Source organism: Bacillus sp. UNC322MFChir4.1, from assembly GCF_000746135.1.
Classification (GTDB): domain Bacteria; phylum Bacillota; class Bacilli; order Bacillales; family Bacillaceae_G; genus Bacillus_A.
Genome location: NZ_JQKQ01000011.1, coordinates 54,633 through 74,010, shown reverse-complemented (window position 1 = coordinate 74,010; position 19,378 = coordinate 54,633). Strand labels below are relative to the sequence as shown.

Sequence of the window (19,378 nt, the reverse complement as noted above, 5' to 3'; positions counted from 1 at the left end):
CAGTTTTTCAACTTGGATTTATATCTTGTTCTAGATATAACATCTCATCTTCGTTAATTGTACATTTCCCATTTGTGATTTCAATCATCCATTCTGTGAATGATTGTTTTTGATCTTCCTCCACATATGTATCGCATATGACGTGATCTAAGTAGTGTATATCTTTAATAGCATATATAGAGTTGCGTAATTCATTTTCAACTTTTCCAAGCAATGTATAATCAATTTTTGTTTTCATGACGCGCATCAATTTTCGTTCAACGATGCCGATATGATTGAGCCCTTCACTTGTACATTTTCCGTATGCGCGAATTAAACCACCTGCTCCGAGTTTAATGCCGCCGAAATAACGTGTGACAACGACTACAGTATCTTTTAAGTGACGTTTCTTTAATACTTCTAGAATAGGTACACCAGCCGTGCCGCTCGGTTCTCCGTCGTCATTTGCTTTTTGTATTTGGTCGTGCTCACCAATTAAGTAGGCTGAGCAATTATGAGTTGCATTCCAATGTTGCTTTTTAATCTTTTGGATAAATTCTTGTGCTTCTGCTTCTGTTGTTGCGCGGTTTGCATAGCAAATAAAGCGAGATTTTTGAATAACGATTTCATGTTCGCCGTATCCTTTTAATGTAAAATATTGTAATAACAATAATATACGCTCCTATCTTAATAAATTGCAACTTTGACTCTATCTCAATCTTTTTTCGTCTCTCAGAAGGTGAAGGATTTACAAGATAAATAATCAATACTTTTTTATTCTAAAAGGGCTAGTTTGGAGTTTCAAATCTTTTTTGTATAAGTTTGACTCTTTCTATTATAATTTGAATTTTTTTGTTGTAAATTGGTGAGATAGTATTTATAATCTTTACCTTTCGTTTATTCGTCAATTAATGCACCTTTTTCCATTTTCATGTACAATAAATAATAAAACTGTTTATAAGGTAGGTACGAAAATGAAAATAGCTATTGTCACTGATAGTACGGCATATATACCAAAACATGTACGTGAAGAGTTACAAATACATATGATTCCTTTAAACGTTATTTTGGGAAATGAATCTTATCAAGAAGAAATGGAAATTACAGCGGAAGACTTTTATGAGAAAGTTAGGGAGCAAGGAGAACTGGCGAAGACGTCGCAACCAGCTATCGGGGAGTTTATTAAGTTGTTTGAAGAGCTAGGAAAAGAGTATGATGCGGTGATTAGTATACATCTTTCTAGCGGCATTAGTGGCACATACCAGACGGCAACGACAGCTGGTCAAATGGTAGAAGGAGTCGACGTATATACATACGACTCAGAAATTAGCTGTGAAGTACAAGGATTTTATGTACGTGAAGGCGCAAAAATGGCGAGTGAAGGGAAAAGCCCAGAAGAGATTCTTGCTCGTTTTGATGAAATGAAGAAAACAATGGATGCGTACTTCGTTGTTGACGATTTACATCATTTGCAGCGCGGCGGCCGTTTAAATAGTGCACAAGCATTTATTGGGAGTTTATTACAAGTAAAGCCGGTATTATATTTCCGTGATAAAATCATTATTCCATTTGAAAAAATTCGTACGCGTAAAAAAGCATTAAAACGTATTGTAGAAATCTTTGATGAACAAGCAAGTAAAGGAATCCCAATGGAAGCTGTTGTTGTCCATGCGAATCGAGAAGAAGAAGCAAAAGAATTGGAGCGGGAATTGAAAGAACTATACCCGCATGTTGAATTTCGAATCAGTTATTTTGGACCGGTAATTGGAACGCATTTAGGCGAAGGTTCGCTTGCATTAGGATGGTATACAAAATAATAAAAATGAGGCTCTCTTTTAAGTAGAGAGCTTTTTTGGTAAAAATATAAAAAATAAGTGATTCTACTTACTTTTTATAAGAAACTATTTTATAATAAAAAAGAGGTGAAACATATGGAACATAATCCGTGTTTATGTCCAAAGTTCGAATCTGCTTTTACACTTCTTAGTAAAAAGTGGACAGGTTTAATTATTAAATCATTATTAGAAGAACCGAAACGATTTCGGGAAATTGCTGATATTATTCCAAATATGAGCGACCGTATGTTATCAGAGCGTTTAAAGGAATTAGAGAGTGAAGGAATTGTTGTGCGTTCCGTTTATCCTGAAGTGCCAGTACGCATTGAGTATGGCTTAACAGATAAAGGGAAAGCGTTAGAGAGTGTTATGCAAGAAGTGCAAAAATGGGCGGAGAAATGGGTTCATTAATAAAGTGAATTTTGGTAGCTCAGGAAAAAGTGCAAGTGGAGATTCTTGCGCTTTTTTTATTTGCGTGTATAAGTTGGAAAACCCCCTTTCTTTTTAGGGTGAGCGAGAGGGACTGGCCGTGTATGGGAGCGGTCAGGGCTTATTTCTGCCACATGCGATATTTTAAACAAAAGGAGCAAGCGAGTAGCGTTTGTCTTGTTTTTTTGAAGCAGTGATTTGTATGTTGGGACGTTGAGCTGGGGAATGAATGAAAACCCTTTTCTTTTTAGAGGTGGTCGAGAGAATTTGGCCGTGCATGGGAGTGGTCAGGGCCTGTTTTTGTCACGTGCGAGTGGCGTTTGTATTGACTTTTTCGAAGCAGCGATTTATGTGTCGGGACGTTGAAATCAAGAATGAAATGAAAGCCCTTCCTTTTTAGGGTGAGTGAGAGTATTTGTTTGTGAATGGAAGTTAGTTGTATGTTAGAAAATCAATATAAAATTATATAAAAATAATAGAAAAGTAGTGGACTGGTAAATTATTCTATGTAATAATAAGGGAGTTTGAATGTGTTATATTTTTGTAAAAAAACTGAAATTGTACGACAAAGGGAAAAGGTTTATCGTTTTATTTCCTTATTTCTTTACAAGAAAATACAATATTAGAATGGAAATGCCAAAAAACTACAAGCATAATATTACATTTCTTTTACAAAAACGTAACATTATAAAAAAGCATTGGTAATTATGGTATAAATTTATTAGATAAATTCGGGAAACTAAAAAAAGAAAGCGGTGTAAAACAAAATGAAAAAATTAAAAATCGCATCTTGCGCATTAGCTGCAGGATTTATGATGTTTTCAGTAGTAACACCAAACGCATTTGCTGAAGATGTAAATACACAAATTCAACAACAAAAAGACACTTTACATAAACAACAACAAGAACGTGATGAAATCCAAAAACAAATGGATGAATTAAAGAAGACAATTCAAGGGTTAGATAAGTCTGTTCAAGAGAACGAAGCGAAACTTGCTGAAACGATCAAGCTAGTTGAAGATGCACAAAAAACAATTGAACAAAAAGATAAAGAAATTGCAGAGTTACAAACGAAAATTGCACAGCGTGAAGAACTGTTAAGAAAGCGCTTAGTTGCTCTTCAAGAGAAGCCAAACACGAACGTTGTAACAGAAGTAGTTGTAAACTCTAAAAGTATTGCGGATTTAGTTGATCGTTTAACTTCTGTTTCACAAATTCTTGATTCTGACCAAGATATTATGAAAACGCAACAAAGTGATCAAGCGAAAGTGAAAAAAGATGTAGAGCTTATTAAAGAAAAACAAAAAGAATTAAAAGATGCACAAGCGAAAATCGAAACTGCGAAAAAAGAACTTGATGTTGAAAAAGCGAAAAAGCAAACAGCAATCGATGAATTAAACGCAAAAATGCAAACGGTTGTAAACGGAATGCAAAGCACAGAGGGTCAATTAAAAGACCTAGAAAAGCAAGCTCTATATTTACAAAGCTTAGCTGAAAAAGCAGTACAACCAGCGCAACCAGCGCAACAACCAGCAAATAATGGTGGTGGACAAGAGAAACCTAAGCCAAAAGAAGTTAAGCCAAATCCTGGTCCTACTCCTCCTCCAGCTCCTGGTGTACTTGGAAAAGCACAACAATACCTTGGTATGCCATATGTTTGGGGTAGTGCAAGCCCATCTAACGGTGGATTTGACTGCAGTGGATTCATTTCTTACATTTACGGCGTAGGTCGTCAAGATGTAGCTGGATACTGGAATTCTACTCAGCACATTAGCGATCCACAACCTGGTGATTTAGTATTCTTCCAAGGTACGTATAAAGCAGGTCCATCTCATATCGGTATTTATGCTGGTAACGGACAAATGATTCACGCTGGTGATAAAGGGATTTCATACTCTGACTTGGGCAGTTCTTACAACCAAAAACATTTCTTAGGATACGGTAGATTCTAAGATTTCTAATGAAATAAATTACGTGTATAAGGTCGATAGCTTACTATTTTAAAAGTAGGTTATCGGCTTTTTTGCGTTTTTACAAACTCTTTCCAAGCTTTTATAGTAAAAGCAGAAAGGGGGGAATCTGGTTTAAAACTTATATCCCTTTGCGTATAGTTGACCCGGATAAATGATTATACGCAAAACAAGACCGTTCCTAACAAGAACCTGCCGTTATTCTTTCACAATAGGTGAATGAGAAGGTGATAACCTTGCGGACAGGAAAAGGGTGAGATTCCTTTTCGGAAGTTGGCTTTTGTCTTGGTCCGCCAACGTTTTGAGAGAATTTTATAAGTTTTTTAAACCAGGAGTGAGATGCTAGAAGGTCGTCAATTACTGTTAGAGGAAGTACCTGTATCGAAAGAAGAACTGCATCAATTAGAGCGAGAAGGCCATATTCGTTATGAGAAAGGCGTTGTAAAGAAAAACTCTCGTTATATATGTAAGCGCTGCGGAAATAAAGAGCAACGATTGTTTTTTTCGTTTCGATGCTATCGCTGCGGTGCGATGTGCATGTATTGCCGGAAGTGTATCATGATGGGAAGAGTGAGTGAATGTACAAAGCTCGTTCGCTGGACTGGTCCGATACAAAACGAAGTGATTGCGAATTGTTTGAGGTGGGATGGTCAGTTATCAGAAGGGCAGCGAAAGGCTGCAGATGGAATTGTTAGGGCGGTAGAGCGAAAAGAATCATTTTTCGTCTGGGCTGTATGCGGTGCGGGGAAAACCGAGATGTTATTTCATGGGATACAAGAAGCGCTGCATAGGGGAGAACGTATTTGTATCGCTACGCCGCGGACGGATGTTGTACTTGAACTTTATCCGCGTTTACAGGAAGTGTTCCCATCTGTTTCAATTTGCGCGTTATACGGGGGAAGTGACGACTTATCAAAAAATGCGCAGCTTGTTATTTCGACAACGCATCAACTTCTTCGTTATTACAGGGCGTTTGATGTAATGATTGTGGATGAAATTGATGCTTTCCCTTATTCAGTGGATGAAACGCTGCAATATGCAGTTCGCCTTGCTAGTAAAGAAAATGCTTCGTTTATTTATTTGACAGCGACGCCGTCTAAAGATTGGCAGAGAAAGCTTCGGAATGGAAAACAAACCGGTGTGATTATTCCGGCGCGCTACCACCGTTATCCCCTCCCTGTCCCTCTTTTTCGCTGGTGTGGTAATTGGCGAAAATCCATCGAAAAGAAAATGTTACCTTCTAATGTTTTGCGGTGGCTCCATATGTATTTAGAAAAACAATATCCTCTATTTCTATTTGTTCCTCATGTTTGTTATGTAGAAGAAATCGTTTCTATTTTAAAAGGTATCGATGATCGTATAGAGGGTGTGCATGCGGAAGAGGCAAACCGGAAAGAGAAAGTGGCTTCGTTTCGAAAAGGAGAGATTCCGTTATTAGTAACGACGACGATTTTAGAACGAGGCGTTACTGTTTCGAATTTACAAGTGGCAGTGTTAGGAGCAGAAGAGCATGTCTTTTCAGAAAGTGCACTCGTTCAAATTGCCGGGCGGGCAGGGCGCAGTCGTCACGCTCCTTCTGGAGATGTCATCTATTTTCACTACGGCAAGACAGAGGCGATGGTTGCGGCGAAAAAACAAATTCAAATGATGAATAAACGAGCGAAGCAAGAAGGGTTAATTGACTAATGAATTGTCTTCTGTGCGACGATGTTGTCTCTATTTTGCCGAGCTGGTTTTCCTTTTTTGTTGAACAAGATAAGCGGTATGTATGCACGCATTGTGAACAAAAATTTTCTTATATTATAGGAGATATTTGTGCGGATTGCGGCAGAATGTTTCAATCTTTAGCGGATGAGTATAGAGAAGGAGAATATTGTCAGGATTGTTTACGCTGGAGGAAAGATCCGCATTTTCGGCATGTATATGTCAAAAATCGCTCTGTCTATGTATATAATGATTGGATGAAAGAAGTGTTAGCTCGGTTTAAGTTTCGCGGTGATGCGGCTCTTGTGCAAATATTCTTTTCTGCTTTTGCGAATGCTTTTCGGCAACATTTTCCGCATTGTGATTGTATTGTTCCGATTCCGCTTAGCTTGCCGCGTCAATATGAACGAGGATTTAATCAAGCCGAATTATTAGCGGCATGTTTATCGGCCACGGTAATGAAGACATCTCTTGTGCGAAGCGGTGCAGAGAAGCAAAGTAAGAAAACGAGAGCGGAGCGATTGCAGCGTTCTCGGCCTTTTTATTTTGCGGCGGATGAGTCTTTTCGTGGGAAGGATATTGTCTTAATTGATGATGTGTATACAACCGGTATTACGGTGCGGCAGGCGGCGGAATGTTTCTATGAAAAAGGAGCGAAGAACGTGTCGTCTTTGACGTTATGCCGCTGATTTTTCATTTGCGGTCTTTTTTACTACTGTAGTTTGATGTAAGCGCGCTTTCTACTTGAAAAGCAAAAAGAACTTGTAGCAATCACTACAAGTTCTTTTTGAGATAATAATAAGGGTAATACAAACTATCTTAACAAGTAAAACAGGGGAACTTACCTAGGTGATTATTTGACAAGTTTATTGTATAACAAATATTAACATTTGGATCACTTAATTTTGAAAACTTTGTGAATTAGGAAAATTAAACAATTTATTCATTCAACAAACTTTTTTATCAAATATAAAAACTCTATGAAAAACTGACAGAAAAGCAATTTTTTTAATGGGCGAGAGGGACTGACTATGTATAGAGTTGGTCAAGACCTTTTCCTACCACGCGCAAAGTTTTAATACAAAGAAAGACAGCGAGGTGTAGTTCCATTTTTCGATATGTATACTAGAATACTTTTTGTTATATGTAAGCTCACACAAATAATCTGCACATCAATTTAATTTTGATAGACAGATTATTTGTACGATAATTTATTATAAGTGCGAGAAGATTACATGAATGCTTTTAAAAGAGTTGTGATTAACGGAATTAATCCACCTAAAAATGATAAAACTGCAATTGCGATTGCCATAATAATTCCTCCTTTTATATTTTTTGAAAATTAAGAATTTTGTAAGTTTAGTATATTATAGATTCAAGAATATGGCAATATGTTTTTTTGAAATTGTATATCATCATAGTTTTTATCTCTATATATCCATTTTAATTTTCCGGCATATAAGTTTCTGTTATGCGAAATACAACATGACCGCTACTTGTTTTCTCCTTTTGTTTTAAATTTAGCATGTGGCAGAAAAGGGCCCTGACCGCTCCATGCATGGTCAGACCCTCTCGCCCACCTAAAAAAGTGGTTTTTGTATTGGTTTTTCAAGTTGTATTTATATACTCGCATTATGCAGTGACACTATTAAATCTTTGTAAGGAGAAATCTGTGTCTATTATTCAATTTAATACAAATGATTGGATAAACCTCTGCATAACATAATTGTGTGGGACAATTTTAAATTCGATGAGGGGGTCTGTTATGTTTCATAAGTTCAAACGGTTCTTTGCATTGGTAACGGCTTTTATTTTGATTTCTTGCTCTTTTTCTATTTCATCTGCTTTTGCTAGTTCTGTACAAATATCTGGGGGGATTTTTCCACCGTCAGAATCGTTTACTCCTGGGAGTTGGTTTTTAGGGGCAACTCCTGAGAATAGTTCGGATAAACCACCTATCGTATTCGTTCAAGGTAAGAATGGAAATGCTAAGAACTGGTATGGTGAAACTGTTTATCACGGTATGAATGATATGTATAGCTACGCTTACAATGCAGGGTATCAAACGGTTTTTGTTCAGCTGTATGATGCGGCTGGAAAAGGTTCGGCAAGTGAGTGGGACAATGGACGTTTGCTCGCGTCTATGCTGGAGGAAATTTATAATCGCTTTGGGAAGAAAGTGAATATTGTCGCGCACAGTAAAGGTGGGCCAGACACGCAAGCAGCGCTTATTCATTACGGTGCCAGCCGTTATGTTGGAAATGTAGTGACGCTTGCTTCTCCGCATTATGGATCTAATTTAGCGGACTTAGCGTATAGCTGGTGGGCAGGCTGGCTTGCTTCTTTACTGGGGCAACAAGATGCGGGCACGTATTCTTTACAGACGGGGGAAATGGCGCAGTTTCGTAATGTAACGGATAGTAATCCGAACGCAAAGTTAAACCGGTATTATACAGTAGCGGGAACAAGTTGGGGACCGGCCTTCTCCGCATTGTCCGTAGGTGGGTTTTACCTCTCTTGGTATGGTGCGAATGATGGGTTAGTTAACGAATGGAGTACGAAGCTGCCTTATGGAAAACATCTATTTACAGACTCTAGTCTTGATCATGATAGCATTCGAATGGGATCAGCTGTATTTTCACGGATTGAGCCTTATTTGCGTAGTGCTGCACCATCTCCTTCTATGGTAAGCGAAAGTATGCTTGGAGAATCACAAAAAAGCTTGGCTAGTAATGCGAATCAAACAGTGCTTGGAGGAACTCTCCCAGCAAATAGCTGGGCGGAACAAACCTTTGCGGTGGACACTGTAACAGATGGAAGTATTTCTGTATTGACTGCAAACGAAAATGTACAAGTGCAACTTATCGCTCCATCTGGTAAGGTGTACACAAATCAAAATAGTAAAGCGACAATTGGAGAAGAGTATGCTTATTTTAACGGAGCGACTATTCGAACATTCCAAGTAGATCAAATGGAAGAAGGCGAGTGGCGTTTGAAAATGCTGTCACAGAAAAAGGACGATGCGTATTTGATGATTGCGAATTATAAACAAGCTGCACCGTTTACATTAGAAATGCCAGGTAAAGTGAAACAAAACAAAGCGGAGTTTAAGGTAACGAAATCTCAAAAGCGCTCCGTGCAGCAAGAAAACGTATCTTTTGATGTACACGTTGTAGATCGAGATGGAAAGCTAGTTTCGCAATCTAATAAACTGCAAAAAGAAGATGCAGCCACATTCACTGGGAAGTTACCAAATGTCGAAAAATCAGGTGTGTATAATGTAACGATCGATATTAAAGGGAAGAATAAAGAAGGAAAAGCATATACACGTACCATTGTACGTTCGGTGTATATTGAGAAATAGAGTGAAACTTGCATCCCCTACTTATCTTCTTTGATTCTTTGTCAATCTTAAATCTGCCCGCGAATAGCGGGAAAAAGTATGTCGAAAGGTACAATAAAAAGACGACAACTCTTCTTTGACTTTCTGTTTTCTAATTCGTTATAGTCAAAGTATGGGGCATATGCCTTTATTTTAAGATTGAAGGGAATGGAACGAGTATGCAAGGAAAAGTAAAATGGTTTAATTCAGAAAAAGGTTTTGGGTTTATCGAGCGCGATGGTGGAGATGATGTTTTCGTTCATTTTTCTGCGATTCAGCACGATGGATACAAATCGTTAGAAGAAGGAGAAAAAGTAGAATTTGAGATTGTAGACGGCGCGCGTGGTCCGCAAGCGGCAAACGTTGTAAAGTTATAATCATTTTATTTGAGAAACATGGTGTGCTTTAAGGACCAGCGTTTCACATAAGAGAACCTCCGTTGCATAGCTAACGGAGGTTTTATCATAAAGTGAAACTTTAATCAGTGGGGGTTCTTCATCCCCACTGATTATTAGTTGAACCAATCGGGCTTTTACGGGCAGTTTATCTCCCACCTAACTTCTTAAGAAAAGCGGAAGCAGCTCGCTCAGAATCGCAGGGCGAAACGACCGGAGATTCTAGCCGCTGGAGCTGGACAATGTTTTCGCCGAATTTTGAGGTGGAAGTATTTACTGCCCGCGAATAGCGGGAGAAGTTGTCAAAAAGTTGTTGCAATTTTGTAACGGATTCTTCACACGTACATACAGTAAACAAGATGTGAATAGGATAAAATAAAAGTAGGAAAGATAATACATTTTCTTTTCTACAAAAATCGATAAAAAATATCGAATTTTATCAAAAATTTTTAAAATGTAGGAAGGGTTTTTGATTCCTTTGTCGAAAACCTTATACATAGGCTTGAAAGGAGGAGTTCATCTATGAAATTCAACATTCGCGGTGAAAATATTGAAGTAACTCCAGCATTAAAGGAATATGTAGAGAAAAAGTTAAGTAAATTAGAACGCTATTTCGATACTTTTCCAGAAATTAAGGTAAACTTAAAAGTATACTCTGACAAGCAAAGGGTGGAAGTAACAATCCCGTTTCCAGATTTATTACTTCGTGCTGAAGAAACAAATAGCGATATGTACGCTGCTATTGATTTAGTAGTAGATAAACTGGAAAGACAAATTCGTAAACATAAAACAAAAGTAAATCGTAAGTTACGTGAGAAAGGCTCTGTAAAAGCAATGTTGATTCTTCCAGATCAACCAACTGCGCAAGAAGAGGTTGCTGAAGATGAATTAGAGCTTGTTCGTACAAAACGATTTGACTTAAAACCAATGGATGTAGAAGAAGCGATTTTACAAATGGATATGTTAGGTCATAATTTCTTCGTCTTTACAAATTCAGAAACAAATGAAACAAATGTTGTGTATGGTCGTAAAGATGGAAAATATGGTTTAATCGAAACTAAATAATATAATGGAAAACGCAGCTGTCATGGCTGCGTTTTTTTAGATTCTATATACATATGAACAGACCTCTTCCTTACTTTCCTGCAGCCGTGTTTGGCAGATTGTTGTCATACATATAAAACAAGTGTTACAATTGTTAGTATGTTTATACTTTTTTAGTAGGCGAAAGAATTCGATGTTTATACAAAATGAAATTGAGTGTTATAACGACCAACCAGTGAAAAGAATCACGACACTGATGGAAGTTTTATTTTAATAAAAGAGGAGCGTATTCTCATGATCGGTATTTTAAAAAAGGTGTTTGATACAAATGAACGTCAAGTAAAACGTATGCAAAAAACCGTGGATAAAATAGAAGCATTAGCAGATCAAATGTCACCACTGACAGATGAACAGTTAAAAGGAAAGACAGTAGAGTTTAAAGAGCGATTAACAAAAGGTGAAACAGTAGATGATTTGTTACCAGAAGCTTTTGCTGTTGTGCGTGAAGCGGCAACACGTGTACTAGGTATGCGTCCATATCCTGTTCAGTTAATGGGTGGTATTGCCTTGCATGAAGGGAATATCTCTGAGATGAAGACAGGGGAAGGTAAAACGTTAACTTCTACTTTACCAGTATACTTAAATGCTCTTACAGGAAAAGGTGTTCACGTTGTTACTGTCAATGAATATTTAGCACAGCGTGATGCGAGTGAAATGGGACAACTCCATGAGTTCCTTGGTTTAACAGTTGGTATCAATTTAAATCATATGTCACGAGAAGAGAAGCAAGTTGCGTATGCTGCTGATATTACGTACAGCACGAATAATGAGCTTGGATTCGACTACTTACGTGACAACATGGTGCTTTATAAAGAACAGTGTGTACAGCGTTCACTGCACTATGCCATCATCGATGAGGTAGACTCCATTTTAGTCGATGAAGCACGTACACCGTTAATTATTTCTGGACAAGCGCAAAAATCTGCAGAATTATATATTTTTGCGAATGCATTTGTGCGTACGTTAACAAATGAAAAAGAATACACATTTGATGTGAAAACGAAAAATGTTATGTTGACAGAAGAAGGGATCAACAAAGCAGAGAAATCGTTCCACATTGAAAACTTATTTGATTTAAAACATGTAGCGCTTCTTCACCATATTAATCAAGCGCTTCGTGCTCACGTTGTTATGCACCGTGATACAGATTATGTTGTACAAGAAGGCGAAATCGTAATCGTTGACCAATTTACAGGTCGTCTTATGAAAGGTCGCCGCTACAGCGAAGGATTGCATCAAGCGATTGAGGCAAAAGAAGGCGTAGAAATTCAAAATGAAAGTATGACACTTGCGACAATCACATTCCAAAACTATTTCCGTATGTATGAGAAGCTTTCTGGAATGACAGGTACAGCGAAAACAGAAGAAGAAGAATTCCGTAACATCTATAATATGCAGGTTGTTGTGATTCCGACGAATAAGCCGATTATTCGTGACGACCGTGCGGATTTAATTTTTAAAACGATGGAAGGAAAATTTAATGCTGTTGTAAACGATATTGTTGAGCGTCATAAAAAAGGACAACCTGTTCTAGTTGGTACAGTGGCAATTGAAACATCTGAGTTAATTTCGAAGATGTTAACGAGAAAAGGTGTACGTCATAATGTCTTAAATGCGAAAAACCATGCACGCGAGGCAGAAATTGTTGCTGAAGCAGGTTATCAAGGTTCGGTGACGATCGCGACAAACATGGCTGGTCGTGGTACGGATATTAAACTTGCAGAAGGTGTACGTGAAGTCGGCGGTTTAGCAGTTATCGGTACAGAGCGTCATGAAAGCCGACGCATCGATAATCAGCTGCGCGGTCGTTCTGGACGTCAAGGAGATCCGGGTGTGACACAGTTCTACCTATCAATGGAAGATGAACTGATGCGTCGTTTCGGTGCTGATAATATGAAAGCGATGATGGATCGTTTAGGTATGGATGATACACAACCGATCGAAAGTAAAATGGTATCTCGCGCTGTTGAATCTGCACAAAAACGAGTAGAAGGTAATAACTACGATGCACGTAAGCAGCTTCTTCAATACGACGATGTACTTCGTCAGCAGCGTGAAGTGATTTACAAACAGCGTCAAGACGTAATGGAATCAGAAAATCTGCGCGGCATTATTGAAGGAATGATGCATTCTACAGTAGAGCGTACGGTAGCTCTTCATACGCAAGAGGAATTAGAAGAAGAGTGGAACATTGCTGGTCTTGTTGAGTACTTAAATGCAACTCTTCTACAAGACGGTGATGTGAAAGAAGAAGAATTACGCCGCTTAGCGCCAGAAGAAATGATCGATAGCATCTTTGCGAAAGTGAAAGCACGCTACGATGAGAAGGAAGTACAAATGCCGGAAGCACAAATACGTGAATTTGAAAAGGTAGTTGTATTCCGCGTTGTAGATTCGAAATGGATGGATCACATCGATGCAATGGATCACTTACGTGAAGGTATTCATTTACGTGCATACGGTCAAATTGATCCACTTCGCGAATATCAAATGGAAGGCTTTGCGATGTTTGAAGCGATGATTGCTTCTATTGAAGAAGAAATTTCTCGTTACATCATGAAGGCGGAAATCGAACAAAACTTAGAACGTCAAGAAGTGGCACAAGGAGAAGCAGTTCATCCGAAAGATGGCGACGAACTTGCAAAGAAAAAACCAGTCGTAAAAGCTGACCAAACAGGCCGTAACGACTTATGCTCATGCGGCAGCGGGAAAAAATACAAAAACTGCTGTGGAATCGGGAAGTAATAAAGAAAAGCGTATGCGGCTCGTTCAGAATCGCAGGACGTTGGAGCCCGCGACAGAGAGGCGCTTTTTGCCTCGTCCGAGGGGGCGAAACGACCGGAGATTCTAGCCGCAGGAGCTAGACAATAAAGAAAAGCGTATGCGGCTCGTTTAAAGTGTTTTTTCTCATGAATGGAAATTTTTAATAAACATTCATATAATAACAAGAGATGAACTCTCTCTCGCAAAAGCAGAGAGAGTTTGCCTTGTTGCTAGGATAAAGTAGTGAAGGTTTTATTATTCTTTCGTATGAGAGAAGTAATTACATAGAGGTGACAAAAATGGAATTAGTAGAAATTAGGCAAGAACTAGAGAAAATGGCTAAGAGATTAGCGGCGTTTAGGGGGTCTCTTTGACCTCGCTGGAAAAGAAAAGCGAATCGCAGAACTAGAAGAAATTATGATGGGTGCAAGCTTTTGGGATGATCAAAAGAGTGCACAAACAGTTATTAATGAAGCGAATGCTTTAAAAGATATGGTTGGTAAGTTTAACACGCTTAATGAAACGTTTGAAAATCTAGAAGTAACACATGAACTTGTAAAAGAAGAATACGATGAAGAATTACATGCGGAGCTTGAAGCTGAAGTGAAAATTTTATCTACAGATATGAACGAATACGAACTTCAATTATTACTAAATGAAGAACACGACAAGAATAATGCTATTTTAGAGTTACATCCAGGTGCAGGTGGAACAGAATCACAAGATTGGGGTTCTATGCTGCTTCGTATGTATACACGCTGGGCAGAAAAACGCGGCTTTAAAGCAGAAACGTTAGATTATCTTCCTGGTGACGAAGCGGGGATTAAAAGCGTTACGTTATTAATTAAAGGACATAATGCTTACGGTTATTTAAAAGCAGAAAAAGGCGTACATCGTCTTGTACGTATTTCACCATTCGATTCATCTGGCCGTCGTCATACATCGTTCGTATCTTGTGAGGTGGTACCAGAGTTTAACGATGATATTGAAATTGAAATACGTACAGAGGATTTAAAAATAGATACGTACCGTGCAAGTGGTGCGGGTGGACAGCATATTAATACGACTGACTCAGCTGTACGTATTACACATATTCCAACAAATGTTGTCGTAACATGTCAATCTGAGCGTTCACAAATTAAAAACCGTGAGCATGCAATGAAAATGTTGAAGGCGAAACTGTATCAACAAAAGTTAGAAGAACAACAAGCAGAGCTTGATGAAATTCGCGGTGAGCAAAAAGAAATTGGCTGGGGAAGTCAAATTCGTTCATACGTATTCCATCCATATTCTCTTGTAAAAGATCATCGCACAAATACAGAGGTTGGGAATGTGCAAGCCGTTATGGACGGAGAAATTGATGCGTTTATTGATGCATATTTACGTTCCCGTATTTCATAAATAACAAAAAAATGCCAACAGGCGTTGGCACATGCGTGAGAAAATGCGAAGCATACCTTCTATTTAGAGGGTGAGAAAGAGGAGAGAAGTTGCATCACAACTTCTCTTTTTGGTGGGTGTAGTTGTAGCATACAAGTTGTATATTCTTTTGTAAAAAGTAGAAAATAATAAAATGATGCATGTGATAGTACAAAAAATAGAGTGCATTTTGGATTCTTTATACTATATAAATGCAAATTGAAAGAACGACATAAAAATTTAAATGGATGAAGCGGTCAGGACCTTTTCCTGCATAGCGACGATTTATATGTTGAAAAATCGTAATGAAATTATATAGAAAACATTAATTTTATTGCATCCTATCATTTGTTCACGAAATTGAAACAATTGCTATAAGCCTTGAGCCCGCAAGAGATGACCCTCGTTCAGGATAATATTGGGTATGGAGGTAAGTTTTGAAATTACAAGGAAATCATTATAATGGCTATTGAGGGATTAATTAATAGTGGGGAGCGATATAGATGAAGAAGAAATTATTGACGATAGTATTAGGCGCATCGTTAGCCCTTACGGTAGGAGCATGTGGAAAAAAAGAAGAAAGTAAACCTTCTAGCCCTGGTCAAGCAGCTAGTGGTGATAGCGCTGAAAAAGTATTTCAAAAAAGTTGTGCAGGTTGCCACGGTAATGACCTACAAGGATTATCAGGGCCAGAGCTAAAAAAAGTGGGCGGAAAGTATAGCCAAGAAGAAATTGAAAAAATCATCGCGAAAGGTCGCGGTAGTATGCCAGGTGGTGTAATCCAAGGCGAAGATGTGAAAAAAGTATCAGAATGGCTAGCTGAGAAGAAGTAAAAAAGAAAAGCGGAAGCGGCTCGTTCAGAATGGGAGGGGGATGGAGCTCCTGACAGAGAGGCGTATTGTGCCTCGGAGGAAGGCGCGAAGCCACCGAGCATTCTAGCCGCGGGAGCCGACTAACTTAGAATCTCTTCATGAAATGCCAACAAATAAGACCTCTTTGTACGACAGCAGAAGGTCTTATTTGCTTGTGTTATGTTATATATTTCGTACCGTGTAACATAACTGTAACAAACTTGTATCCAAATTTAAAACCGAATAATGGTACAATGTAGGACGAAGTGCCTTTTTGTAGAATTTTGGTGAAAAAGTTTTACATAATTTAGAAGATAAAATAATGAAAAATGTGAAAACGACCGAAGATTTTAGCAATTATAGTTAAACATCGAAGAATAAAAAGTGTCGAAAAAATCATTAGTATTGGGTGATAAATAATGATAACAATGACGAATGTTTATAAGGAGTATCCAAATGGCATGAAAGCCGTGGATGGACTCACAGTAAAAATTAAGCAAGGCGAATTCGTTTATGTAGTAGGACCGAGTGGAGCCGGGAAATCTACATTTATTAAAATGATGTATCGTGAAGAAAAACCAACTACAGGATCTATTAATGTGAATGGTTTAGTAATTGAATCTTTACCAGAGCGTGACGTACCATATTTCCGTCGTCAGCTAGGCGTAATTTTCCAAGATTTCAAGTTACTTCCGAAGTTAAATGTATATGAGAATGTTGCGTTTGCTTTAGAAGTTATCGAAGAAGATCGAGACGTGATTCGTGAGCGCGTTATGGAAGTATTAAAGCTTGTAGGTCTTGAAGATCGTGCTGATGCATTGCCAAGTGAGCTTTCTGGTGGGGAACAACAACGTATTGCAATTGCAAGAGCAATCGTGAATCGTCCGAAAGTTGTAATTGCCGATGAACCAACTGGTAACCTTGATAAGGATACAGCGATGGATATTATGGGTATTTTTAAGCGCATTAATGATCGCGGTACAACGATTGTTATGGCGACGCATAATGCGGATATTGTAAATACAATTCGTCATCGTGTAATTGCAATTGAAGGTGGAAAAATTGTTCGAGACGAGATTGAGGGAGGATACGGATATGAAGACTAAAACCCTTAGTCGCCATTTACGAGAAGGTATCAAAAATTTATCCCGTAACGGATGGATGACATTTGCCTCTGTAAGTGCAGTAACAGTTACATTATTACTTGTAGGTGTCTTTTTAACAGCGATTATGAATATGAACCATGTTGCGACGAAAGTAGAGCAAGATGTAGAAATTCGTGTGCATATTGATCCAGCAGCTAAGAAAGAAGATCAAAAGAAATTAAAAGAGGATATTTCTAAGATTTCGAAAGTCGATTCTGTTAAATATTCTTCTAAAGACGCAGAACTAAAAAAATTGATTAAGAGTTTAGGCGATAGCGGGAAATCATTTGAGCTATTTGAGCAAGATAACCCGTTAAAAGATGTATATGTTGTAAAGGCGACAGAACCAACTGATACAGCTGTTATTGCAAAGAAAATTGCAAAAATGCAATTTGTAAATAAAGTACAATACGGACAAGGTGAAGTAGAAAAATTATTTGATACAGTAAAAACTGGCCGTAATATTGGGATTATCTTAATTGCTGGTCTATTATTCACAGCGATGTTCTTAATCTCTAATACAATTAAAATTACAATCTATGCACGAAGCACTGAAATTGAAATTATGAAACTTGTTGGGGCAACAAACTGGTTTATTCGTTGGCCATTCTTGTTAGAAGGATTATTCCTAGGTGTACTAGGTTCAATCATTCCAATTATTATGATTTTGATTTCATATAATTCGCTTCAATCTGTGTTTAATGAGAAATTTGCAGGAACAATCTTTGAATTACTTCCATATAGCCCGTTCGTTTTCGAGCTATCTGGCTTGTTAATGCTAATCGGTGCATTAATCGGTATGTGGGGAAGCGTTATGTCAATCCGTCGTTTCCTAAAAATTTAAAGTGTAAAAAGTTGCAAACATATTTCGTACAAGCTTATCATATAGTAGAAATAGTTAAAGGCATCGCACAGTGTGTGATGCCTTTTCATACACCATTGTGTGTTCGGAAAGGGGAATTCCGCATTGAAACGTAGAGTTGCGATTATAGGCATGGTTGTAGCGTTTTTCATTGGTGCTGGCGGAATGTTTGCGGGGATGTATTGGTTTGGTGGGTCTAACATCGCGCAATCTATTACAGGGAAAGAGGCCAATGTAAAACAAGCGGATTTGGATAAAATTCGCGAAGCGTATACACTAATTGATTCACGTTATGTTGAGGATGTGAAGGATGACAAGCTAGTGGAAGGAGCTATTCAAGGGATGCTTGCAACGTTGAAAGATCCATACTCTACATACATGGATAAGACCACAGCGAAGCAATTTGAGCAATCGCTTGATCCAGAGCTAGAAGGAATTGGTGCTGAAGTAAATAAAACGGATGAGAAATTGATTATTGTGTCACCAATCAAAGATTCTCCAGCAGAAAAGGCAGGTCTGAAACCGAACGATCAAATTTTAACAGTTGATGGAAATGGTGTGAAAGACTTAACACGCGAGGAAGCAGTCATGAAAATTCGCGGAAAAAAAGGGACGACAGTTACGCTTGAAGTGAAGCGTGCAGGGGTTACTGATCCGTTAACATTTAAAATTAAGCGTGATAAAATTCCAATTTTCACTGTATTTAGTTCTGTGAAGAAAGAGAATGGAAAGGATATTGGATATATACAAATTACATCATTCTCTGACAAAACAGCGAAAGAATTTCAAAATCAGTTGAAAGAGCTTGAAAAGAAAAATATACAAGGTCTTGTCATTGATGTGCGCGGAAATCCAGGCGGCTATTTAAAAAGTGTTGAAGATATTTTAAAAGAGCTTATGACAGACAAAAAACCAATGCTTCAAATAGAACAGCGTAATGGCGAGAAGCAAAAGTTCTACACTTCATTAAAAGAGAGAAAAACGTATCCGATCTCTGTATTAGTTGATAAAGGCAGCGCCTCTGCTTCTGAAATTTTAGCAGGAGCGTTAAAAGAAGGAGAAGGCTATCCTCTTATTGGTGAGAAAACATTTGGAAAAGGTACTGTGCAGCAAGCTGTACCATTTACAGATGGCAGCAATATTAAGCTGACAATGTTTAAATGGTTAACGCCTGAAGGCAATTGGATTCATAAAAAAGGAATTGAGCCGACGGTTGAGGTGAAACAGCCTGATTACTACCATGCAACGCCAATTCAAGTTGAAAAAACGTTGTCTTACAATGATAACGATGAGCAAGTGAAACATGCACAAGAGATGTTAAAGAGTCTTGGATATGAGCCGGGCCGTGGAGATGGCTATTTTAGCAAAGAAACAGAAGCAGCTGTGAAAGCATTCCAAAATGCAAACAGTATGGATGCAACGGGTAAGCTTGATAAAAAGACAGCAGAGACAATCCAAAATAAGGTTGTTGAAAAAATTCGTTCTGGTGAAAACGATCTACAGCTTCAAACAGCACTGAAATTAATGACGAAATAAGAAA

At 38.2% G+C, this 19,378-nt stretch carries 15 protein-coding genes; 14 read left to right on the top strand and 1 reads right to left on the bottom strand.

The features are described 5' to 3' along the window. Nucleotides 1-7: 7 nt before the first annotated feature. Nucleotides 8-649, bottom strand: a complete 642-nt coding sequence (locus tag BR72_RS04555) for a YigZ family protein (RefSeq protein WP_035430527.1) — start codon at nucleotides 647-649, stop codon at nucleotides 8-10. 304 nt (nucleotides 650-953) lie between these two features. On the opposite strand from BR72_RS04555, the gene BR72_RS04550 reads away from it, so the two are divergent. The 14 genes from BR72_RS04550 (at nucleotide 954) to BR72_RS04485 (ending at nucleotide 19,374) form a co-directional block, all read left to right on the top strand. After that, a complete protein-coding gene (locus tag BR72_RS04550; protein ID WP_035430526.1) occupies nucleotides 954-1,796 on the top strand; it encodes a DegV family protein in 843 nt (280 codons plus the stop codon). A 114-nt stretch (nucleotides 1,797-1,910) separates the two neighbouring features. Beyond that, nucleotides 1,911-2,225, top strand: coding sequence for a winged helix-turn-helix transcriptional regulator (locus BR72_RS04545; protein WP_035430525.1), 315 nt, complete (start codon nucleotides 1,911-1,913; stop codon nucleotides 2,223-2,225). Between the two features lie 785 nt (nucleotides 2,226-3,010). Further along, nucleotides 3,011-4,195: a C40 family peptidase gene (locus BR72_RS04540; RefSeq protein ID WP_035430523.1), complete on the top strand. Its 1,185-nt coding sequence runs from the start codon at nucleotides 3,011-3,013 to the stop codon at nucleotides 4,193-4,195. Between the two features lie 357 nt (nucleotides 4,196-4,552). Further along, nucleotides 4,553-5,899 carry an ATP-dependent helicase ComFA gene (locus BR72_RS04535; RefSeq protein WP_035430521.1) on the top strand — a complete coding sequence of 449 codons (1,347 nt, stop codon included), beginning with the start codon at nucleotides 4,553-4,555 and terminating at the stop codon, nucleotides 5,897-5,899. Further along, entirely contained in the window at nucleotides 5,899-6,606 is a 708-nt protein-coding gene (locus tag BR72_RS04530; protein WP_035430519.1) for a ComF family protein, read from the top strand. Before BR72_RS04535 ends, BR72_RS04530 begins: the two co-directional genes overlap by 1 nt. A gap of 1,076 nt (nucleotides 6,607-7,682) precedes the next feature. After that, nucleotides 7,683-9,281 carry a lipase family alpha/beta hydrolase gene (locus BR72_RS04525; RefSeq protein ID WP_035430518.1) on the top strand — a complete coding sequence of 533 codons (1,599 nt, stop codon included), beginning with the start codon at nucleotides 7,683-7,685 and terminating at the stop codon, nucleotides 9,279-9,281. Nucleotides 9,282-9,478: 197 nt separating this feature from the next. Further along, the gene (cspD, locus tag BR72_RS04520; RefSeq protein WP_035430517.1) at nucleotides 9,479-9,676 is read left to right on the top strand and encodes a cold-shock protein CspD; all 198 of its coding nucleotides are present in this window, start codon (nucleotides 9,479-9,481) and stop codon (nucleotides 9,674-9,676) included. A 540-nt stretch (nucleotides 9,677-10,216) separates the two neighbouring features. Next, the gene (hpf, locus tag BR72_RS04515; RefSeq protein ID WP_035430516.1) at nucleotides 10,217-10,759 is read left to right on the top strand and encodes a ribosome hibernation-promoting factor, HPF/YfiA family; all 543 of its coding nucleotides are present in this window, start codon (nucleotides 10,217-10,219) and stop codon (nucleotides 10,757-10,759) included. A gap of 273 nt (nucleotides 10,760-11,032) precedes the next feature. Beyond that, nucleotides 11,033-13,543 carry a preprotein translocase subunit SecA gene (secA, locus tag BR72_RS04510; RefSeq protein WP_035430515.1) on the top strand — a complete coding sequence of 837 codons (2,511 nt, stop codon included), beginning with the start codon at nucleotides 11,033-11,035 and terminating at the stop codon, nucleotides 13,541-13,543. A gap of 317 nt (nucleotides 13,544-13,860) precedes the next feature. Further along, nucleotides 13,861-14,962, top strand: a protein-coding gene (prfB, locus tag BR72_RS04505) for a peptide chain release factor 2 (protein WP_156107897.1) whose coding sequence is annotated in 2 segments (ribosomal slippage) — nucleotides 13,861-13,932 and nucleotides 13,934-14,962 — 1,101 coding nt in all. Because the reading frame shifts where the segments join, the coding sequence is not laid out codon by codon here. Nucleotides 14,963-15,483: 521 nt separating this feature from the next. Then, nucleotides 15,484-15,813 carry a cytochrome c551 gene (gene cccB, locus BR72_RS04500; RefSeq protein ID WP_035430513.1) on the top strand — a complete coding sequence of 110 codons (330 nt, stop codon included), beginning with the start codon at nucleotides 15,484-15,486 and terminating at the stop codon, nucleotides 15,811-15,813. A 437-nt stretch (nucleotides 15,814-16,250) separates the two neighbouring features. Next, on the top strand, nucleotides 16,251-16,937 hold the full coding sequence (gene ftsE, locus BR72_RS04495) for a cell division ATP-binding protein FtsE (protein WP_081904781.1): 687 nt from the start codon (nucleotides 16,251-16,253) through the stop codon (nucleotides 16,935-16,937). Then, on the top strand, nucleotides 16,927-17,820 hold the full coding sequence (gene ftsX / locus BR72_RS04490) for a permease-like cell division protein FtsX (RefSeq protein ID WP_035430511.1): 894 nt from the start codon (nucleotides 16,927-16,929) through the stop codon (nucleotides 17,818-17,820). Before ftsE ends, ftsX begins: the two co-directional genes overlap by 11 nt. A 123-nt stretch (nucleotides 17,821-17,943) precedes the next feature. After that, complete coding sequence (locus BR72_RS04485; protein WP_035430509.1) at nucleotides 17,944-19,374, top strand: S41 family peptidase; 1,431 nt, start codon at nucleotides 17,944-17,946, stop codon at nucleotides 19,372-19,374. The last annotated feature ends 4 nt before the right edge of the window (nucleotides 19,375-19,378 follow it).

Bases quoted from the DNA above. Each gene is read 5' to 3' on its own strand.
- BR72_RS04550 (WP_035430526.1), top strand. From the start codon at position 954: ATGAAAATAGCTATTGTCACTGATAGTACGGCATATATACCAAAACAT.
- BR72_RS04545 (WP_035430525.1), top strand. From the start codon at position 1,911: ATGGAACATAATCCGTGTTTATGTCCAAAGTTCGAATCTGCTTTTACA.
- BR72_RS04540 (WP_035430523.1), top strand. From the start codon at position 3,011: ATGAAAAAATTAAAAATCGCATCTTGCGCATTAGCTGCAGGATTTATG.
- BR72_RS04535 (WP_035430521.1), top strand. From the start codon at position 4,553: ATGCTAGAAGGTCGTCAATTACTGTTAGAGGAAGTACCTGTATCGAAA.
- BR72_RS04530 (WP_035430519.1), top strand. From the start codon at position 5,899: ATGAATTGTCTTCTGTGCGACGATGTTGTCTCTATTTTGCCGAGCTGG.
- BR72_RS04525 (WP_035430518.1), top strand. From the start codon at position 7,683: ATGTTTCATAAGTTCAAACGGTTCTTTGCATTGGTAACGGCTTTTATT.
- cspD (WP_035430517.1), top strand. From the start codon at position 9,479: ATGCAAGGAAAAGTAAAATGGTTTAATTCAGAAAAAGGTTTTGGGTTT.
- hpf (WP_035430516.1), top strand. From the start codon at position 10,217: ATGAAATTCAACATTCGCGGTGAAAATATTGAAGTAACTCCAGCATTA.
- secA (WP_035430515.1), top strand. From the start codon at position 11,033: ATGATCGGTATTTTAAAAAAGGTGTTTGATACAAATGAACGTCAAGTA.
- cccB (WP_035430513.1), top strand. From the start codon at position 15,484: ATGAAGAAGAAATTATTGACGATAGTATTAGGCGCATCGTTAGCCCTT.
- ftsE (WP_081904781.1), top strand. From the start codon at position 16,251: ATGATAACAATGACGAATGTTTATAAGGAGTATCCAAATGGCATGAAA.
- ftsX (WP_035430511.1), top strand. From the start codon at position 16,927: ATGAAGACTAAAACCCTTAGTCGCCATTTACGAGAAGGTATCAAAAAT.